The sequence below is a fragment of the Hymenobacter lucidus genome (assembly GCF_020447265.1).
Taxonomy (GTDB): Bacteria; Bacteroidota; Bacteroidia; order Cytophagales; family Hymenobacteraceae; genus Hymenobacter; species Hymenobacter lucidus.
The window spans coordinates 531,985-550,897 of the sequence record NZ_JAJADR010000001.1; the positions used below are offsets into that span (position 1 = coordinate 531,985).

18 protein-coding genes are annotated in these 18,913 nt (G+C 59.7%); 13 read left to right on the forward strand and 5 right to left on the reverse strand.

What is annotated here, in order from left to right; translation table 11 throughout:
* The 3 genes from LGH74_RS02250 to LGH74_RS02260 all read left to right on the forward strand — a co-directional run bounded on the left by LGH74_RS02250 (position 1) and on the right by LGH74_RS02260 (position 3,287).
* On the forward strand, positions 1–198 hold the full coding sequence (locus LGH74_RS02250) for a PID-CTERM protein-sorting domain-containing protein (RefSeq protein WP_226171280.1): 198 nt from the start codon (positions 1–3) through the stop codon (positions 196–198).
* A 363-nt stretch (positions 199–561) separates the two neighbouring features.
* Positions 562–1,809 (forward strand): efflux RND transporter periplasmic adaptor subunit, encoded by a 1,248-nt coding sequence (locus tag LGH74_RS02255; protein WP_226171290.1) that lies wholly within the window; start codon positions 562–564, stop codon positions 1,807–1,809.
* 11 nt (positions 1,810–1,820) lie between these two features.
* Positions 1,821–3,287 carry a TolC family protein gene (locus LGH74_RS02260; RefSeq protein ID WP_226171294.1) on the forward strand — a complete coding sequence of 489 codons (1,467 nt, stop codon included), beginning with the start codon at positions 1,821–1,823 and terminating at the stop codon, positions 3,285–3,287.
* A gap of 190 nt (positions 3,288–3,477) precedes the next feature.
* Here the strand turns inward: LGH74_RS02260 and LGH74_RS02265 are convergent, their stop codons facing one another.
* Positions 3,478–3,879: a YybH family protein gene (locus LGH74_RS02265; protein ID WP_226171296.1), complete on the reverse strand. Its 402-nt coding sequence runs from the start codon at positions 3,877–3,879 to the stop codon at positions 3,478–3,480.
* Positions 3,880–4,170: 291 nt separating this feature from the next.
* Between LGH74_RS02265 and LGH74_RS02270 the strand changes: the two genes are divergently transcribed.
* From LGH74_RS02270 to LGH74_RS02310, 9 genes are all read left to right on the forward strand, one after another.
* Positions 4,171–5,319, forward strand: coding sequence for a hypothetical protein (locus LGH74_RS02270; protein WP_226171301.1), 1,149 nt, complete (start codon positions 4,171–4,173; stop codon positions 5,317–5,319).
* A 432-nt stretch (positions 5,320–5,751) separates the two neighbouring features.
* The gene (locus LGH74_RS02275; protein WP_226173726.1) at positions 5,752–6,420 is read left to right on the forward strand and encodes an ABC transporter ATP-binding protein; all 669 of its coding nucleotides are present in this window, start codon (positions 5,752–5,754) and stop codon (positions 6,418–6,420) included.
* A gap of 49 nt (positions 6,421–6,469) precedes the next feature.
* Positions 6,470–7,057, forward strand: coding sequence for an RNA polymerase sigma factor (locus LGH74_RS02280; RefSeq protein ID WP_226171303.1), 588 nt, complete (start codon positions 6,470–6,472; stop codon positions 7,055–7,057).
* Complete coding sequence (locus tag LGH74_RS02285; RefSeq protein ID WP_226171314.1) at positions 7,047–8,300, forward strand: ABC transporter permease; 1,254 nt, start codon at positions 7,047–7,049, stop codon at positions 8,298–8,300. Before LGH74_RS02280 ends, LGH74_RS02285 begins: the two co-directional genes overlap by 11 nt.
* Positions 8,301–8,347: 47 nt before the next feature.
* Complete coding sequence (locus LGH74_RS02290) at positions 8,348–9,538, forward strand: ABC transporter permease (protein ID WP_226171316.1); 1,191 nt, start codon at positions 8,348–8,350, stop codon at positions 9,536–9,538.
* Positions 9,539–9,737: 199 nt separating this feature from the next.
* Complete coding sequence (locus LGH74_RS02295; protein ID WP_226171318.1) at positions 9,738–11,120, forward strand: sigma-54-dependent transcriptional regulator; 1,383 nt, start codon at positions 9,738–9,740, stop codon at positions 11,118–11,120.
* A gap of 108 nt (positions 11,121–11,228) precedes the next feature.
* Entirely contained in the window at positions 11,229–11,624 is a 396-nt protein-coding gene (locus LGH74_RS02300) for an endonuclease domain-containing protein (protein WP_226171320.1), read from the forward strand.
* Between the two features lie 56 nt (positions 11,625–11,680).
* Positions 11,681–13,000 carry a sensor histidine kinase gene (locus tag LGH74_RS02305; protein WP_226171322.1) on the forward strand — a complete coding sequence of 440 codons (1,320 nt, stop codon included), beginning with the start codon at positions 11,681–11,683 and terminating at the stop codon, positions 12,998–13,000.
* A 142-nt stretch (positions 13,001–13,142) separates the two neighbouring features.
* Positions 13,143–13,817, forward strand: coding sequence for a DUF1345 domain-containing protein (locus tag LGH74_RS02310; protein ID WP_226171324.1), 675 nt, complete (start codon positions 13,143–13,145; stop codon positions 13,815–13,817).
* A 33-nt stretch (positions 13,818–13,850) separates the two neighbouring features.
* Here the strand turns inward: LGH74_RS02310 and LGH74_RS02315 are convergent, their stop codons facing one another.
* The 4 genes from LGH74_RS02315 to LGH74_RS02330 form a co-directional block, all read right to left on the reverse strand.
* Positions 13,851–14,201 carry an STAS domain-containing protein gene (locus LGH74_RS02315; RefSeq protein WP_226171327.1) on the reverse strand — a complete coding sequence of 117 codons (351 nt, stop codon included), beginning with the start codon at positions 14,199–14,201 and terminating at the stop codon, positions 13,851–13,853.
* Positions 14,202–14,366: 165 nt separating this feature from the next.
* A complete protein-coding gene (locus tag LGH74_RS02320; protein WP_226171329.1) occupies positions 14,367–15,929 on the reverse strand; it encodes an FAD-dependent oxidoreductase in 1,563 nt (520 codons plus the stop codon).
* Positions 15,930–15,973: 44 nt separating this feature from the next.
* The gene (locus tag LGH74_RS02325) at positions 15,974–16,876 is read right to left on the reverse strand and encodes a cyanophycinase (RefSeq protein WP_226171332.1); all 903 of its coding nucleotides are present in this window, start codon (positions 16,874–16,876) and stop codon (positions 15,974–15,976) included.
* Between the two features lie 266 nt (positions 16,877–17,142).
* Positions 17,143–17,793, reverse strand: a complete 651-nt coding sequence (locus tag LGH74_RS02330) for a response regulator (protein ID WP_226171335.1) — start codon at positions 17,791–17,793, stop codon at positions 17,143–17,145.
* 461 nt (positions 17,794–18,254) lie between these two features.
* Between LGH74_RS02330 and LGH74_RS02335 the strand changes: the two genes are divergently transcribed.
* Positions 18,255–18,905 carry a response regulator gene (locus LGH74_RS02335; RefSeq protein WP_226171338.1) on the forward strand — a complete coding sequence of 217 codons (651 nt, stop codon included), beginning with the start codon at positions 18,255–18,257 and terminating at the stop codon, positions 18,903–18,905.
* Positions 18,906–18,913 lie beyond the last annotated feature (8 nt).

An 18,913-nucleotide genomic window follows, 5' to 3' on the forward strand; every position in this document is an offset into this window, starting at 1 on the left:
ATGATCAAGCTGCTAATTCGCTCCGCTACTTTCTGCGCACTGTTTGTGGGTATGAGCCACTTACCCACACTGGCGCAGGGCCCCGGCAATGGCGGACCTAAGCCTGGGGCTACGGCCGTCCCGATTGATGGGGGCGCCAGCCTGCTGCTGGCCGGTGGTGTGGCCCTGGGCCTGCGCCGGTTGCGCCGCAAAGGCTAACTGACCCTGTAAGGCGCACGGTTGGCCGACGGCTCGTAACGCCCGCCTCCTTGCTGCACTTACCTGTTTACCGGCCCGCCGCCCGCTGTGCTCTGCACGGCGGGCGGCGTTTTTTTATGCCATTATCGGCGTGGCATCTCACTGCTGGCGGTGGTGCCTGAACCAGTGGTTTGAATCAATAGAGCCGTGAACCAGTATCGAACATTGGGCTTTCCGGTTCCGAACAGCCTGTCCATTTTCGGACATAGTTCCCGATGAGTAATTGCTGTATTTTATACTGCAAAAAACTATATATCAATAACTTATGCGAATGGCATAGCTCTTGGCTACTAGTACAGGAAACCACCACCTTCCTGCACGAAAATGGACAGAGCCATTTCTTCCGCCACCCATACTCGCCGCCAGCGCCGCCGCTGGTTTACTGCTGCCGCCGTGCTCGGGCTGGTCGTAGCCGGCTTGCTTGCCTTTCGCTCGGTGCTGCAGCCCAGCATCAGCCGCGACCAGATCCTGACGGCCACCGTTGAAACCGGGGATGTGGAAGCTTCCCTCACCGCTTCGGGCCTGATTATTCCCGGGCACGAGGCCGTTATTACCAGCCCTATCCAGAGCACCATTCGGCGGGTTGCCTTGCAGGTAGGAGAGAAGGTGCAACCCGGCCAGACCATCGTGGAGCTGGACCGGGAGCTGACCAGCACGGCCCTGGCCAAGCTGCAGGACGAGCAGCAGCAGAACCGCAACAAGAACGGCCAGCTCCAGCTCACCCTCGAAAAGGCCCTCAACGATCTGGAGTCGCAGGAAAAGGTGCAGCAGGTGAAAGTCCGCAGCCTGCAGTCGACCTTACGCGACGAGCAGTACTTGCTCAAGATTGGCGGCGGCACGGCCGAGAGCGTACGGCAGGCCGAGCTGAACCTGAAAGTGGCCCAGCTGGAATTGCAGCGCCTCAACGAGCAAATCCGGAACCAGCGCGCCGCCAACGCCGCCGACGTGCGCGAGCTGGGCTTCACGATGCAGATTCAGGACCGCAGCATTACGGAGCTGGCCGGAAAGCTGGCCCAGGCCAATATCAGCAGCCAGCAGCCCGGCGTGCTTACCTGGGTGAATGAGGACATCGGCAGCACCGTAAACCAGGGCGACGCGCTGGCCCGTGTGGCCGACCTGAGCAGCTTCCGGGTGCGGGCCACCATTTCCGACGCCTACGCCGATGCCTTGCACCTGGGCGACGCGGTAGTGGTGCGCGTGAACAATACCGACCTGCGCGGCACCATCACAACGGTAAGCCCGGCCGTGGACAAAGGCGTGGTGACTTTTTACGCCAAACTGGCCGAAGACCACCACCCAGTGCTACGCTCCAACCTGCGCGCTGACCTGTTTGTCGTCACCAAAGCCCACCACGGGGTAGTGCGGGTCAAAAACGGGCCCTTTTACCAAGGGGGTAAGGAGCAGGCTGTGTTCGTGGTGAAAGATGGTAAGGCCGAGCAGCGCACCGTGCGCTTCGGCGACAGCAACTTCGACTACGTGCAGGTGCTCAGCGGCCTGCAGCCCGGCGACGAAATAGTGCTCAGCGAGCTAAAACAGTACGCCGATACCCCTTCCCTCGTCATCAAGAAGTAAGAAACCGCGCTATGAAAACGACTGTTTCTCTCCGCAAATTTCTGCTGGGTGGTCTGCTAGGGCTGAGTTTGCCTGCTCTTGCCCAAAACAAAACGACCCTAAGCCTGCCGCAGGTAATTGAGCTGGCGCTGGCCCAGTCGGCCATTGCCCGACAGGCCGTGACTACCCGCGAAACCAGCTATTGGCAATACCGCACCTATCAGTCGAACTACCGGCCGCAGCTGGCCGTGCAGGGTATGGTGCCTAACTACACTCAGGAAATCAGACTGGTGGAGCAGCCCGATGGCACCCGCAGCTTCCGGCCCGTGCGCAACAACAATGCTAATGTGGGCCTGACACTGTCGCAGAACCTGGGCGCCACCGGTGGGCAAGTATATGTCAGCTCCACGCTGCAGCGCGTGGACAACTACAACAGCAAGGAGCGCACCTACAGCAGCCAGCCCTTCGGCATCGGCATCACCCAGCCCATCGGGCGCTACAACAGCCTGCGTTGGGCCCGCAAAATAGAGCCGCTGCGCTACGAGGAATCGGGACGGCAGTACGTGGAAGAGCGCGAAACCATTGCCCAGCGCATCACGGAGCTGTATTTCGACGTGCTGCTGCAGCAGGTGAATGCCGACGTGGCCCGCCAGAACGTGACGGCCAACGAGGAACTGCTACGCTTGGGCAAGGAGCGGTTTCAGCTGGGCCGCCTTTCTCAAAGCGACCTGCTGCTGCTGGAGCTGAACCTACTCAACTCGCGCAAAGCCCTCGGCCAGGCTCGCCTCGATGCCCAGAATGCCGCCGTGAGCCTGCAGAGCTACACCGGTCAGCCCACGGAGGCCCTACTGCTGACCATTCCCGAAGCTACGGCCCGCCTCACCGTGGATACCAACCAGGCCCTAACCCAGGCGCGCCAGAACCGCCGCGAAACCGTGGCTTTTCGCCGCCGTCTGCTCGAAGCCGAAAGCGCCGTGGCCCAGGCCAAAGGCACCACCGGCCTGCAGGCCACGCTGCTGGGCAGTCTGGGTTACGTGAACAGCGCCCCCGATTTCTGGGTGGCCTACAACGGCCTGCAAAACCAGCAGCAGCTAAGCCTAGCCTTTTCGATGCCGATAGTGGACTGGGGCCGGCAGAAATCCATTATCAAAACCGCCGAGCTGAACCGCCAGCAGGTGCAGCAGAACGTGGCCCAGGAGCAGAACACCTTCGAGCAAAGCGTCATCACGCAGGCCGCCCAGCTCAGCAGCCTGCGCGAGCAGCTGGAGCTGTCGGCCCAGGCCGATTCGTTGGCCCAGCGCCGCTACGACATTGCCCGCGCCACTTACCAAGTGGGCCGCATCAGCCTGACGGATCTGAACATTGCGCTGGCCGAGAAAGACCAGTCGCGGCGGGCCTACATTGCCGCGCTACGTGCCTGCTGGGTGGCCCACTACCGCCTGCGCGCCCTCACTCTCTACGATTTTGAGCGGCAGGAATCGTTGCTGGCGGTGAAGTAGGAGGGGGTGAGTTTTCGTCCTGTCCTTGCGAGCAGCGCGAAGCAATCCGTCCTCTGAAGTGTGCTGAGCAGCCTTTAATGAAAAGCCCTTTCCTGCTGATGTAGGAAAGGGCTTTCTGGTAAAAGGTCATTACGTACTGCGCAGAGGACGGATTGCTTCGCGCTGCTCGCAAGGACGGGCCGCTCAACGCTTACGCCGCGTTTTGGGCGGGCAGGTTGGTGTTCCAGATATCCTGGTGCAGCTTCCAGTGGCCCTGCTGCTCTTTCCACACTACCAGGTATTTGCCCTGGTCTATCTGCTGATGATTGCCATCAAAAAGGGTGTAGGTGCCCAGCTCAATGGCTGTGTCTTCCAGCTCCTCGATGTCGCGGGTTTTGAGCGCTACCTGTTTCACGCCCATTTGCATGGCGCCCTGCCAGAAGGCCTCAATGCCGGCCGCACCTTCGATGGGCTCCATGCCGGTGGGCAGTAGCACGCCGGCATTGGTGTAGAGGCTGGCAATGGCGGCGGCATCACCCCGCTCGAAGCTAGCTTCAAATGAGTCGTTGGCCCGCCGGATTTCGTCGCGGACGCTGGTAGCAGTAGTGGGCATAGTGGTGGGGTTTGGTTGGGAAGTGCTTGGTACTTATAAGGTAAGGATAATTGGGAGGAATAAAAACCACCGCTTCGGCCCCAACAGCCGCTCTATACCGGTAGGTGCATGGCTGTTTTGGTGCCTTTCATCAGGGATAGCACGTTGGATAATTGTTTTTAGGTATAATTCTAATTTATATTTATAATTTATTTATATTCAATAAGCACTTCCGCCGCTTACACATCTTGTTGCTGGCAAGCTCAACCACTCCTAGGGCCTGCGTTTTTCCACCCTCATAATCCACACCTTATGAAACACAATGTATTAGGCGCACTGGCTATTGCCTCATTGCTGGTGGCAAGCTGCCAGAAAACGGACCTCGCACCCGCCAGCAAGCCAAGTGGGACAAATCTAGCGGTGAGTAGCCCGGTGGTAGCCCCCGGCTGCGACGTCATCGACTTCGAGCAGTACGGCGGCTTCACCGGCTTCGGCGGGCTGCTGACCACGGTGAACAGCCACAACAACGTGGGCCCGATTGCCATGACGAGCTACAACGCCAACTACCCCAGCCAGCCGGTAGCGGCCATTGTGTTCGAGTCGTCGAGCACCACGCCTCCCGGCCCCGGCAGCTCGTCGTATGGCGGTTTCGACCCATTCCTGGGCACGGCCGAAGACCTTGACCTGGGCACACCAAATGCTGCCTACGGTGGCTACGGGCAGGGCGCTGGCGGGGTACTGACCAATAAAGTAGCCCTGGGCAACATCCTCGTTATTCAGGATTTTATCTGGGGGCAGCCCAACGACGATGACGGCCGCGGCTACGTTACTTTCGACTTCAGCGCCGTGGGTCCTGTCACGGCTACCAGTCTGACTATCATTGACGCCGAAACGCTGGCGCCGCCCGCTGGAGAGTCGGAGGGGGGCAGCGTGGAGCTGTGGACGGCCGCGCCTTCGTCGGGCGGCACCCTGCTTTCGACCGTGCCATTTGTGAATACCGGCTCCAATGGTGTGGCTACCCTGAACCTGGGCAGTACCCCGGGCGTGGGCTTCATCAAGGTAAATATCAACGGCTCTATTGGCATCGACAACCTGGCCTTTTGCCGCAGCCAGTGCACCTACACCCAGGGCTACTGGAAAAACCACCCGGAAAGTTGGCCGGTGAACAGCCTGCAAATTGGTACAACCACCTACGATAAAGCCCAGCTGCTCACCATTCTGGGTACGCCCGTGAAAGGCAACGGCCTGATTTCGCTGGCGCACCAGCTTATTGCTGCCAAGCTGAACGTGGCCAACGGCAGCAGCCCCACCGCCCTCGGCACCGCCATTGCGCAGGCCGACGCCAAGATTGGCGGGCTCAACTTGTTCACCGGCTCTCTGAAGCCCGCCGATACCAGCGCCCTGACCACGACCCTCGACAACTATAACAACGGCATAACCGGGCCGGGCCACTGCAACTAGCTCTCTGCCTCTGTAGGCGGCACCCACAACGGTTTCGCCAGTTCTCCTCCACTGCAAAGCCGGGCCCATGGTCCGGCTTTTTGCTTGTGTGGCGGGCCATGGGCCGGATTGGGCAGGTGTCGTTCAAAACCGCACAGCCCGACTTCCGGAACCGAACACCGTGTCCGTTTTTGGACAATATTTCCAAGGCTCTATTTTCGGAAATATAATGTAAATAATTGATAATAAGAACTTTAAAAAGTTGGCACAGCGCTTGGCTACCTATAACAGAACCTGCTGACTTCCGGCGCAAAAACGGACACGGACAGCGGGCCTTATCTGCCAGGAAGTTCCTTCGACCCTCTAACTGCTCTACCCATGACCTCCACTACCGCGCAAAGCTCATCAGTTGCCTCGGCCGAAATCGGGGTGGCTACGGCCCCCGCCACGGCCATGATTCGCCTGGCCGACATCGAGAAGGTGTACCAAACCAAAACCATCGAAACCGTAGCGCTGAACCGCGTGAACCTGACCATCAACAAGGGCGAGTTCGTGTCCATCATGGGGCCTTCGGGCTGCGGCAAATCCACGCTGCTCAGCATTATGGGTTTGCTCGATGAGCCGTCGTCGGGATTGGTCGAAATTGCGGGCCGCCCCGTCACATCCTACTCCGACAAGGAGCTGGCCGGCCTGCGCAACCAGAAAATCGGGTTCGTGTTCCAGAGCTACCACCTGATAAATGACCTCTCGGTGCTCGACAACGTGGAGCTGCCGCTGCTCTACCGCAGCAGCGTAAGCGGCAAGGAGCGGCGGCAGCGCGCCCACGCCGCCCTCGACAAAGTAGGCCTGAGTGCCCGCACCAACCACTTCCCCAGCCAGCTTTCGGGCGGGCAGCGCCAGCGCGTGGCCATTGCCCGGGCCCTGGCCGGCAACCCCGAGCTGATTCTGGCCGATGAGCCCACCGGCAACCTCGACTCGGTGATGGGCGAGGAAATTATGGACCTGCTGCTGGGCCTCAACCGCAACGACGGCGTGACCATCGTGATGGTAACCCACGACGAGCAGCAGGCCCAGAAAACGGAGCGCGTCATCCGCTTCTTCGACGGCAGCCAGGTTAGCTGATTCATCCGGCGCAACTCAGAATTTTTCCCGCATTCTTTTCCTCCGCATCATGGCTACTCTGCTTTCTCCCTTGTCTCAGCTTTCGGAAACCGACCTTGTGGCCGAGTGCCGCCGGGGCAACCCCCGGGCCCAGAAAGTGCTGTATGAGCGCCTGGCCCCGGCTATGCTGGCCGTGTGCCTGCGCTACCTGCGTCAGACCGAAGACGCCGAAGAAGCCCTGGTGCTGGGGTTCGTGAAGGTGTTTCGGGCCCTGGAACAGTACCGCAGTGAGGGCAGCTTTCGGGGCTGGGTGCGCCGCATCATGATCAACGAGGCGCTGGGCCAGCTGCGCCGCAAGCAGCCGATGCACGTCGACATCGACGAGTGCCACGATGGGGTAGCCTTTATGGCCGCCACCGCCGAAAGCAACCTGGATACGGCCGATTTGCTGCGCCTGATTCAGGAGCTGCCCGCCGGCTACCGCACCGTGTTCAATCTCTACGCCGTGGAAGGCTACAACCACCCCGAAATAGCCGCCCTGCTCGGTATTTCGGAAGGCACGTCCAAGTCGCAGCTCAGCAAGGCCCGGGCCGCGCTGCAGCGCCAGCTGGCCGTGCTCCACCATTCCTCTTTTCAAGCCCAGTCTTATGCTGCTTAGCTACCTCAAAATCGCCTGGAAGGTGCTCCTGCGCCGCAAGTTCTTCACCTTCATCAGCCTCTTCGGCATCAGCTTTACGCTCATGGTGCTGCTGGTAGTGGTGGCTATGTTCGACCACACCGTGGGTGCCCACGCGCCTGAAACGCGCCTGAACCGGATGCTGTTTTCCAACTTTCTGCACATCAAGTACAAGGATGGCGGCAACCAGAACACGCCCCCCAGCTACTATCTGCTCGATAAGTACGTGCGCACCCTGCGCACTCCGGAGAAAGTGGCCATCTATTCCAACTTCCACGCTACGCCCAGCTACGTGGGCAACAGCCGCCTCGACCTCGACGTGAAATACACCGACGAGGCCTTTTGGCAGGTGCTCGACTTCACGTTTCAGGATGGCAAACCCTTCGGCGAGGCCGATGTGAAGGCCGCTGCCCGGGTGGCCATCATCAACCGCACCACGGCCCGCAAATATTTCGGCACCGAAAAGGGCGTAGTGGGCCAGATGATTGAAATCAACCAGACGAAGTTTCGGGTAATGGGCGTGGTCAACGACGTGCCGGTAATGCGCGTTAGTTCCTACGCCGACGTGTGGCTGCCCATTACAACGAGCCCCGACGACCTGCGCCGGGTGAAGCTCGATGGCGACTACTCAGCCATCATTCTGGCCAAAACCCCGGGCGACATACCCGCCGTGCAGGCCGAATTCGACCAGGTGATAAAGCGCGTGCCCATGCCCGACCCCAAAGCCATGGACCACATCGACCTGCACGCCGACCAGCTGCTGGCTTCCTACTCGCGCCAGATCATGAGTCCGCTCACCGATTACGGCTCCGATGGCACGGCTATCCTCTTCGCTATTCTGTCGGGCATTGCGCTGCTCTTTATGCTGCTGCCGGCCCTGAATCTGGTCAACATTAACGTGAGCCGCATCATGGAGCGCTCCTCCGAAATCGGGGTGCGCAAGGCCTTTGGGGCCACCGGCGGCACGCTCATCGGGCAGTTTCTGGTCGAGAATATCTTCCTGACCACCATCGGCGGCCTGCTGGGTCTGCTCATGGCCTACGTGGCCCTGCAGCTCATCGGCGGGGCCCAGATTCTGGCCTACGCCCACTTCGAGCTGAACTGGCGCATCTTCCTCTGGGCCCTGCTCGTGACGCTGTTTTTCGGCGTGCTATCGGGCGTGTATCCCGCCTTCAAAATGTCGCGCCTGCAGCCGGTGCAGGCTCTGAAAGGCGGCAGCAAGTAAGCAGTAAGGCGGAGCTCAGATCTGACATAATACATAAGCCAACACCCATGATACGCCACATATTCACCCTAATCTGGAACCGGAAACGGTCCAACTTTTTGCTCATCGCCGAAATTCTGCTCTCGTTTTTCGTGCTCTTTGTGGTGAGCGTGCTGCTGGTGAGCAACTACTACAACTACCGCCAGCCCATGGGCTTTGAGTCGGCCAACGTGTGGGAGTTCGATGTGACGCCCAACCAGGACACCACCGACCGCAAAGGCACCCTGCGTCTGCTGATACAGGAGCTACAGGCCACGCCCGGCGTGGTGGCCGTGACGCACACTAGCCACAACACGCCCTTTTCGTTCAGCAACATGAACACCGACCAGTACCACTACAAAGACAAGCAGGCCCCGCTCACCGAGCGCTACGACGCCGATGACGATATGATGCGGGTGCTCAAGTTCAATCTGGTAGCCGGCCGCTGGTTCGACCGCCGCGACGACGGCGTGGCCCACCAGCCGGTGGTCGTCAACCAGAAGTTTGCCGAGGCAATGTTCGGCGAGGAGTCGCCGGTGGGCAAAATCCTGACTGATCCGAAGCAGCCCGACACCTGGCAGGTGGTGGGCGTGATAGATGCCTACCGCTCCGGCAGCGACTTTGCCGCCAACGAGCCGGCCATCTTTCACCGGCGCGTGCTGCAGTCGACCAAAATTGACTCGCGCGAATACCCCATGCTGCTGGTGCGCGTGGCCGAGGGCAGTGGCGCGGTGCTGGAGCAGCAGCTGGTCAAGAAAATCAACCGCGTAACCAAGGGCTGGAACGCCAACGTGAATACGCTGGAAGAAAACCGCCACGACAAGATGAAGTTCATGCTCACCCCGCTGGTGGCCTTGGGTTTGGTGGCGCTGTTCCTCATTATCAACGTGGCTCTGGGCCTGTTTGGGGTGCTGTGGTTCAACATCAACCAGCGCAAATCCGAAATTGGGCTGCGCCGGGCGCTGGGTGCCACCGGCAACGGCATCAGCGGGCAGTTTCTGGGCGAAATGCTGGTTGTGACGACGCTAGGCGTTATTGGCGGGCTCGCCCTAGCGGTGCAGTTCCCGCTGCTGGGCGTGTTTGGGCTGGCTCCGCAGGTATATGGCGCGGCCATGGTGCTGGCTACGGTGCTCATCTTCGTGCTCACAGCCATTTGTGCCCTGCAGCCCAGCCGCATTGCTGCCGCCATTCAGCCGGCCGTGTCGCTGCGGGAAGAGTAGGGCCATGCTCCGGGTGTAAAAGAATTTTTTTTTGATTTTTAACACCCAGGGCGCCCCCGCGGGTATGGGTGTAAAGAAAATATTTTTTCATTTTTTACACCCAGCTTCCTGCCCCGGCCGCTGCCTGGTTAGCCCTGGTTTATTTTATCCGCTGCCACCGCTCTTTTCTCTCTAGCTTTTCCGTCCTTCGCAGCCACCTATGATTCTGATAATTGACGATGATCTGGCCGTCCGGGCTTCCCTGGGGCTGCTGCTGAAGCAGGCGGGCTACCCCACCAAGGGCGTGGCTACCCCGGAAGATGCTCTGCAGGTGGTGCGTGCCACGCCGCCGGCCCTCATTCTCATGGACATGAACTACTCGCTGGATACCTCCGGCAATGATGGTTTGCAGCTGCTGGGCCAGGTAAAAGCAGTAGCGCCCCAGGTTCCCGTCATCCTGATAACCGGTTGGGGCTCTATCACGCTGGCCGTGGAAGGTATCAAGGCCGGGGCCGCCGAGTTCGTGACCAAGCCCTGGAACAACGACTCCCTGCTCCAGACTATCCGCACCATTTTGAGCCTGCAGGAGCGCCCTGCTGCGGCCGGCGCAGTGCTGAGTCGCCGCGACCTGGACCGGCAGTTCAATTTTCGCAACATCATCGGGGCCGACGCCCAGCTGTTGCACGTATTGCGCAACGTAGGGCAGGTGGCCGCCACCGATGCCTCCGTACTAATAGAAGGGGAGAGCGGTACGGGCAAGGAACTCATTGCCGAGGCCATTCACCACAACAGTCACCGCCGCGACAAGCCCTTCGTGAAGGTAAATCTGGGCGGTATTTCGGCCTCCTTGTTCGAAAGTGAGATGTTTGGGCACCGCCGCGGGGCCTTTACCGACGCCAAGACCGACCGGGTGGGCCGCTTTGAGTTGGCCAATAAGGGCACCATCTTTCTCGACGAAATCGGGGAGCTGGATATGGGCAGCCAAGTGAAGCTGCTGCGCGTACTGCAGGACCGCACCTACGAAGTACTCGGCGACAGCCGGGCCCGCAGCCTCGATATCCGGGTAATTTGTGCCACCAACCGCAACCTGGCCGAGATGGTGCGCGAGGGACGCTTCCGGGAAGACCTTTACTACCGCATCAACCTGATAACCGTGCGCCTGCCCGCTCTGCGCGAGCGGCCCGACGACATTCCGCTGCTGGTAAACCACTTCGTGAACAACCTGCGTACCACCTACAACCGCCCTTCCCTGAAAGTAGGTACCAAGGCTCTACACTGGCTCCACGAGCTGCCGCTGGCGGGCAACATCCGGGAGCTAAAAAACCTGGTGGAGCGCGCCGTGCTCGTCTCGGGCAAGGATGAACTGGGCCCCGAGGATTTTCAGGCCCAGTTTACTAAGGCCCCTGTAAAAGCTGCCGCCCCCGGCGAGCTGCCGCCCGTGGGCTCGATGACGCTGGAAGAAGTAGAGGTGCAGATGATCCGCAAGTCGATGGAGTTTTATGCCGGTAACGTAAGCCGCGTGGCCAAAGCCCTGGGCCTGAGCCGCGGTGCACTCTACCGCCGCCTGGAGAAGTACGACATTCCCTTCGACGCGGAGAAGTAGGATTAGTGCTAAGAAGCTACAAAGCTAGTTCCCCTCCTTTTTTCAAGGAGGGGCTAGGGGTGGTTCAATCGTTGAACGACTATCTTGAACCGAATACACCTATCCGCTATGTCCGACTCCATCTACAACCACCCGCACCAGAAAGCCAGTCGCCAGGAACTCCGCAACCACCTTACCGAAGCGGAAGCAACCCTCTGGCGGGCCTTGCAGCGCAGTCAATTGGCCGGGCGCAAGTTCCGCCGCCAGCACGGCATTGGGGCGTACATCGTTGACTTCTACTGCCCGGCCGAGAAGCTGGTGGTAGAGCTGGATGGCGCGGGACATTTCACGGTGAGCGGCGAGGCCAACGATGTGGAGCGCACGGCTTACCTGAATGGGGTAGGGTTGCGGGTGTTGCGGTTCGAGAATAAGCTGGTGTTGGAACAGTTGGATGGGGTTGTGGCCGGTATTGAAGCGGCATTTAAATCGAGGTCGGATGCTGTAGCTCTAGCCAACCACCCCTAGCCCCTCCTTGAAAAAAGGAGGGGAACTAGTTTTGTATCTCTCGTTTCTTCCCATCCATGACCTTACGCGTCAAGTTTCTGCTCTTCGTTGTCATCATTCACGGCGTGCTCATTGCCCTGGCCGCGCAGGTCATGCGCTCCAACGCCGTGCTGTTCGTGGCTACGGAAGTGGTGCTGGTCATTTCCATTGTGCTCACCGTGCAGCTCTACCGGGGCTTCGTGCGGCCGTTTCAACTGATTGCGGCGGGCACGGAGGCCATTCGGGCCAAGGATTTCTCCATGAAGTTTGTGCCCGTGGGCCAGCGCGAAATGGACCAGCTCATCGACGTCTACAACCACATGATTGACGAGCTGCGGCAGGAACGTGTGACCCAGCACGAGAAAAGCTACCTGCTGGAGCGCCTCATTCAGGCCTCGCCGGCCGGTATCCTGCTCCTCGATTTCGACGGCCGCATCGAGGCCGCCAACCCCGCCGCCGAGCGGTGCCTGCACCTGCCCCAGGCCCAGCTGCTGCGGCAACTGCCCGCCGAACTGCCCGGCGAGTGGGGCCTGACCCTGAGCAGCCTGCAGGCCGGCCAGCCCCAGGTGGTACAGCTCTCGGGCATTCAGACGTACCGGGCCCATTGCTCCCACTTCCTCGACCGGGGCTTCACCCGCAACTTCATCATGCTCGAAGAGCTGACCCAGGACCTGATCCGGCAGGAAAAGCAGGCCTACGAGAAGTTGATCCGGATGATGTCGCACGAAATCAACAACTCCATCGGAGCCATCAACTCCATCCTGCAGAGCTTCAGCTACTACACCGAGCAGCTGCGCCCCGACGACCGGACCGACTTCTCGGAGGCGCTAGAGGTGTCTATCAACCGCAATACGCACCTGGCCAACTTCATTGCCAACTTCGCCAACCTAGTGCGGCTGCCGGCCCCCACGCGCCGCCCCTGCGACGTGCACGATTTGGTGCGCTCCATTCACCGCCTCATGCTGGTGCAGAGCGAAAAGCGCCGCATTGCCTGGCATTGGCACTTAGCCCCCGAGCCGCTGTGGGTGGAGCTGGATTGCCAGCAGATCGAGCAAGCCGTACTCAACATCGTGAAAAACGCCCTGGAATCCATCGGCGAAGATGGCAACCTGACCATCAGCACCAGCCTTGATCCGCCCATGCTGCGCATCGAAGACGACGGGGTGGGCATCGCGCCCGAGGTGCAGCGCCGGCTGTTTACACCCTTCTTTAGCACCAAGCGCGACGGGCAGGGCATCGGCCTCACCATGATTCGCGACATCCTGCTCCAGCACGATTTCACCTTCAGCCTCGAAACCACGCCGGCTAGCACCACGGCCTTCACCATCTGGCTGGGGAGGAATGCAGTAAAAGTGTGAAATTGTCGTTCTGCCACAAAAAAAGCCGCCCCACCCGGAGCGGCTTTTAGTGAACTCAGGACCGGCTGAATTCTTAGTGGCTGCGGCGGGCTAGCGGTGAAACCCCAGCTTTATTGCGCACTTTTGATGACTGCTCAGCTCTATGCCGTCATCCATTTTTCGTCTTGTTCACCGTATCGGCCGGCTTGGGGCCGGACCGCGTCTGCTCATTGCGCTGGGGCTGGGTGGGGCGGTGTGGGTTATGCCGGGTTTCGACGACCCGGCCGCGGCCCGCGTAGTAGCCGCCTGGGATGCTTTCGGGCTTTCGTCGCTGCTGCTGATCTGGGCCGCCATTACGACGGCCGATGTGGACCATATTCGCCAGACGGCGCGGCAGGAAGATGCCAGTCGCACACTTTCCTTCGTCTTTCTGGTAGTGGCGGCGCTGGGAAGCCTGCTGGCCGTGCTGCTGCTGCTAAGCTCGGTACATGACGGCAGCCGCTCCGCAATGCATCTGCACGTGGGACTGGCCATAGCAGCGGTGGTAGTGGCGTGGCTGTTGGTACACACCGTTTTTACGCTCCGCTACGCCCACATCTACTACGATGCCACAACCGACGGCGGCAGCGGCGGCCTGGAGTTTCCCGGTGCCGGCCAGCCCGACTACCTCGACTTTGCCTACTTTTCCTTCGTGGTGGGCATGACGGCCCAAACGGCCGACGTGAGCATCAGCGGCCGGCTGCTGCGACGTCTGGCATTGCTCCACGGTATTCTGTCGTTTGGCTTCAATACGGCGGTAGTGGCGCTCAGCATCAGCGGCCTAGCGGGTGTGTTGTAAGCAGAAGCTACGCCTATGAGGTCAGGGCGCCACTCAGCGCAGAATAGGCTGGGGGCCGTTATAGGCCTCAGCAGGCTGCAGGGATATGAGCGTTGCCAGCCCCGTAGACTCCAACTGCTGTCGTAGCTGGGGCTGCAGGCCACAGAGCGTGAGCTTAACCCCAGCTTGCTGCAGAAACGGGAGGTAGCGTAGCAAGGTCTGCTGGGCCCGAAAGTCGAGCTGCGTCAGCTCCTGGCAGAGAATCCAAAGCTGGGTCACACGTTTTTGCAGAGCTTCCCGCAGCAGGTTAATGAGTTGCTGAGCGCCTTGCTCCCCTTCACAGTTGCCCCGCAGACTGACGACGAACACAGTGGGCTGCGACAGTTTGAAAATATCCAGGCCCATTACCATGGTAGTTTGACATCCGGCGTTGGCTCAGCCTTTTTCACTGGGCGAGCCGACGAACAAGACAAAGATACCAGGGCTTAATAGGCCAGAATAGGCGGTAAATACCGTTTTGCAGGACCGGGTTTATACGGAAATACTGCCGCGCCGCCCGGGCCCACGGGCTTAGCCCGCTGGTTCCTGCATGGGGGCCAGGTCGGTGTTGGCCGGGCCGATGAGCAGCTTGCCCAGCGCGTCGAAGCGGGAGCCGTGGCAGGGACAGTCCCAGCTGTTTTCCAGTCCGTTCCAATGCACCACGCAGCCCAGGTGGGGGCAAATGGCCGAGCATTTATGCGTCTGGCCCTGTTCGTCGCGGTACACGGCCACCTTCGTGATTCCGTCGCGCAGCACGGCCCCGCTACCGGGCTTGATGTCGGCTTCCGTCGATACGTCGCCGCCGGTCAGCAGCTCGGTGTACTCCAGGGCCACGTTTACGTTTTCGCGCACAAACTCGTAGGCCGCGGCCGGTTTCAGCGTCACGCGGCCGGGGTCGTAGAGCTCGGCCCAGGGGTTGGGCCGGCCCTTGATGAGGTCGGTAATAAGCATGGCCCCGAGCGTGGCGTGCGTCATGCCGTGGCCCGAGTCGCCGGTGATGATGTACACGTTTCCTTTATCCAGTGGGTTCACCCCGGCATAGCCCAGGCTGTCGGCAGGCTCCTGCACCTGCCCCGACCAGCGGTAGTCCACGCTCTGAATCATGGGGAAATGTTCCCGCGTCCATTCTTCCAGGCAGCGGAGGCTTTCCTCGGGGCTGCCCTGGCCTACCTTATGATCTTCGCCGCCTACTATCAGCAAGTCGTAGGTGGGCGTGCCACCGCGCGGACCTTCCTTTACCTCCTGCAGCCGGATATAGTGGTAGGGGTCGGGCGTATCCCAGTACAGGGCCAGCGTCACGGAGCCTTTCGGCACTCGCGCCCCGATGACGTAGGTGCGGTAAGAGGCCTGCTTGGTGTGCATCACCACCCGGTCGTTCACGGGCGTGTTGGTGGCCATTACTACGGCTTTAGCCGATACGACAGCGCCGGTAGCGGCCGTTACGGCGGCTTCGGCCCCACCTTTCACCTCGGTTACGTGCGTGCGGGTGAAAATCTGGCCTTTTCGCCGCACAATGGCTTCGGTCAGGCCGTGCAGGTATTTGAGAATGTGAAACTGGCCCTGATTGGGAAATACCAGGCATTCGCCGGTCTGGAAGCCCTTGGTGGGCGAGTTGGGCAGGCGCTGTACCCCAGTAAGGCCAGCGCGGTGGGCGGCAGCCAGCTCGTCGTCCAGCTCTTTGGGCTTACCATCTTTGGGCAGAAACAGGTAGCCGTCGAGGCGGGTGAAGTCGCAGTCGATTTTCTCCTCCAGCACTATTTTCTCAATCTGGTCGATGGCGCTGCCGTGACTCTCGGCGGCCAGCTGGGACCCTTTTTCGCCAAATAAATGCTCCAGGCGCGTGTAGCGGTCATCGAGGGCGTTGGAGAGGTGGGCCGTGGTGCGGCCGGTTTCACCGCTGCCCAGCTCACCACTTTCCAGCACTATTACTTTTTTGCCTTCACGCAGCAGCAAGTAGGCCGTGGTGAGGCCAGCAATACCGCCGCCCACGACGACCACATCGGTTTGGGTGTTTTTGGTGAGAGGGCCAAACGTGGGCAGCGCCGGACCTGTGCCCAGCCAGGAAGATTGCGTAGAAGCGGAAGAGCGTTGCATAAAAACCGGTTTTTAGGGGGGAGGTAAACAGCAGTCGGGCTGGGCTACAAGTGCAATTCGGGTGGGTTGGGCAACTCGTATTGTTCACCAGCGCCTAGCAGATGCAGGCGCAGGTCGCGAATGGAGAAGGGAGTTTCCGGAGGAATGTCGTAGATGTTGGTAGAGGTGCCGCTGTTGCTTTCGAGCACGGTAACCAGCCCGCTGCCAATAACCTCGATACGAAAACCTTCCCGCACAACGACGGCGGTATCTTCCTCAATGCCGAGGCCCAGGCAGGTAGGATTGGTAGCAATAATCTGGGCCATGCGGGCAATGCGGCCCCGGGCAATGAAGTGCGTATCGATGGCCACGTCGTGCATAAACTGCAGGCCGGTGGTAATGGCAATTTCGCCCTTGCGCATGCCCGCGTCGTTGCGACCCTCATAGATCATGGGCGTGGAAAGGGCGGTGGCCCCGGCGCTGGTGCCGCCAATGACAATTGGCTCGTAGGTGTAGCGCTCCTTGAGCAGTTGTAGCAGCTCGGTGCCACCCAGAATGGCCGTCAGGCGCAGCTGGTCGCCGCCCGTAAACCAGAAGCCAGCCGCTTCACCCGCCAGTTTCAGGGTTTCTTCATGGTTAGCATCAGCTCTTTCCTGGATGTTGAGCGTACGCACATTGTTCAGGCCCAGCCGGTGAAATACCTCGTGGTAGTCGCGGGCGGCCTCATCGGGCTCGGAGGAAGCCGTGGGAACGACCAGCACTAATGGGTCGTTGCCGTTCAACTCATCCGCGAAGCGTTTGAGGATTCCTTCGGTAACGAAATTCAGGTTTTTATCCTGGTTAGAGCCTTTTTCGGGCGCTTCTCCCTTGTTTTCATGGCCCCCCACTATAATCAGAGTGCCCTGTGGGGGTGGGCAGGTCGGACGGTTGCTGGAGGAGGGTGAGGCTTTTTTCTTGCGGGTGGGCATACACAGTTGTTAAAAACACACTGTGTTATCATCCGAGAAAAACTGCTGCCAGGTTGCACTCCATAGTCGGCCCAACTGCTGTAGCTATGCCGTCGCCCCGAGTAGTTAGTGCAGTGGCATTCGCGTTACTGCTTACAGATTAGCTGGTTACCTCGGTTAGCATAAACTTGTCTGGTGCCTGCCAAAACTGGCGGGATTAGTACGGGTTAAAGAATAAGTAGTAATGCTTTAAAATTAAGTATTGACCCGGGCCATAACGCGGCCCCTTACTTTACCAACCCCTGATTTACGGCAAACTTGATGAGGGCGGCGGTATTTTTGGCCTGGGTTTTCTCGATGATATTTTGGCGGTGGGTTTCGATGGTACGCTTGCTAGTGAAGAGCTTGTCGGCAATTTCGGCATTGGTGAGCCCCTCGGCAATAAGCTGCAACACTTCCAGCTCCCGCCCCGACAGCTCGGAATGCCGCTCACTGGTTTCTTCCCATTGTTTCTCGGTACCTATTGTGAGCTTGCGCAGCAGCTCCAAGCCAATTTCGGTGCACAGAAATGGGTGCCCCACGGCCACCGTCCGGATGGCATGAATGATTTCGCTGATGGCTGCATTCTTTAACACATAGCCTGCCGCGCCAGCATCGAGGGCCTGGGCCACGTACCGCTCGTGCTCCAGCATCGACAGCACGAGCAGCCGCACCAGCGGGTATTGGGTGCGCACCAAGGGCAGCGTGGCAAAGCCATCCAGGTCGGGCATGGTGAGGTCGAGCACCACTACGTCGGCCGGCGTATCGGCCAGCAGCTCCAGCAACTGGTGGCCATTGGCCGCTTCGCCTACTACTTCGAAGTCGGCCTCGGCCGCCAATAAGGCCCGGATACCTTCCCGTAGAATGGTATGGTCGTCGGCTAGAATAATGCGCATCATACGGGTGGGTAACTAGTGGAAAAAGCAGATAGGACCTGATCTAGAAGAAACAGCCAGGGCGTTAAAACGCTTTTTGCCAGGGTGTTTCTAAGTAGTAAGTAATCAAAACCGTGCCGGGTTAAAGCCAGGAAACCGTTCTGGAATAATGCCCTCAGTCTATGCAGAAGGCAACTCTTATCCGTATTAATACGCAAGATGAGATGCAAACAGATAGGAAGCCAGAGCGGCTTTTGAATAAATACTGCTTTTGCCAGACTGCTGCCCAACCGCCGCCCCTAAAGCGTAATATTGTCGTACACTCTATTGGGGTACACGGAAGGCTGCACGAGGTGAGGATGGGAGCAGGTAAGGTGCCGGTTTCCTGCGCCGCTGCTGGCAGTCTGAAAACGAACGGTGGCGGAAAGCTCCTTTTATTAGTGCTTTTACGCAAAGGCTGAAGTATAGCTAACGACAAGCTTGTTATGATCCGGATCATTCTAACCGACGACCATGCCATCATCCGTGACGGTATTCGCTCCCTGTTGCGCGACGAGCCAGGCCTGCAAGTAGTGGGAGAAGCCGGCAATGGGGAAGAGCTGCTGGCCCTGCTGCCGACCATGCCGGCCGATGTGGTTCTGTTGGATCTGAACATGCCCGGCATGGATGGCTTTGCCACACTGGCTGCCCTGCGCGAACAGCATCCACAAGTACGGGTGCTCGTGCTTTCCATGCTGGAGCACGAGCGGTACGTGGCCCAGGCCCTCGATGCCGGTGCCCTCGGCTATGCCTTAAAGAATACGGGCCGCAGCGAGTTGGTGTACGCCTTGCACACGGTGGCCGCCGACCAGCCTTTTCTGTGCACGGCCATTGGGCTGAGTTTACTGCGCAAGGTTCAGATTCCGGACCAGGTAACTCCCGATGGGGTCAAAGTCAGCGGGGGGCTGTCGAAGCGGGAGCTGGAAGTGCTGCAGCTTATTGCCGAGGGGCTCACCAATGCCGAAATTGCCGACAAGCTCTTCACCAGCAAGCGTACCATCGAAACTCACCGCCAAAATATCATCGAGAAAACCCAGGCCAAAAATACCGCCGCCCTCATTAAGTTTGCCGTCAGTAGCGGCCTGCTGCCGGAGTAAAGCTGGTT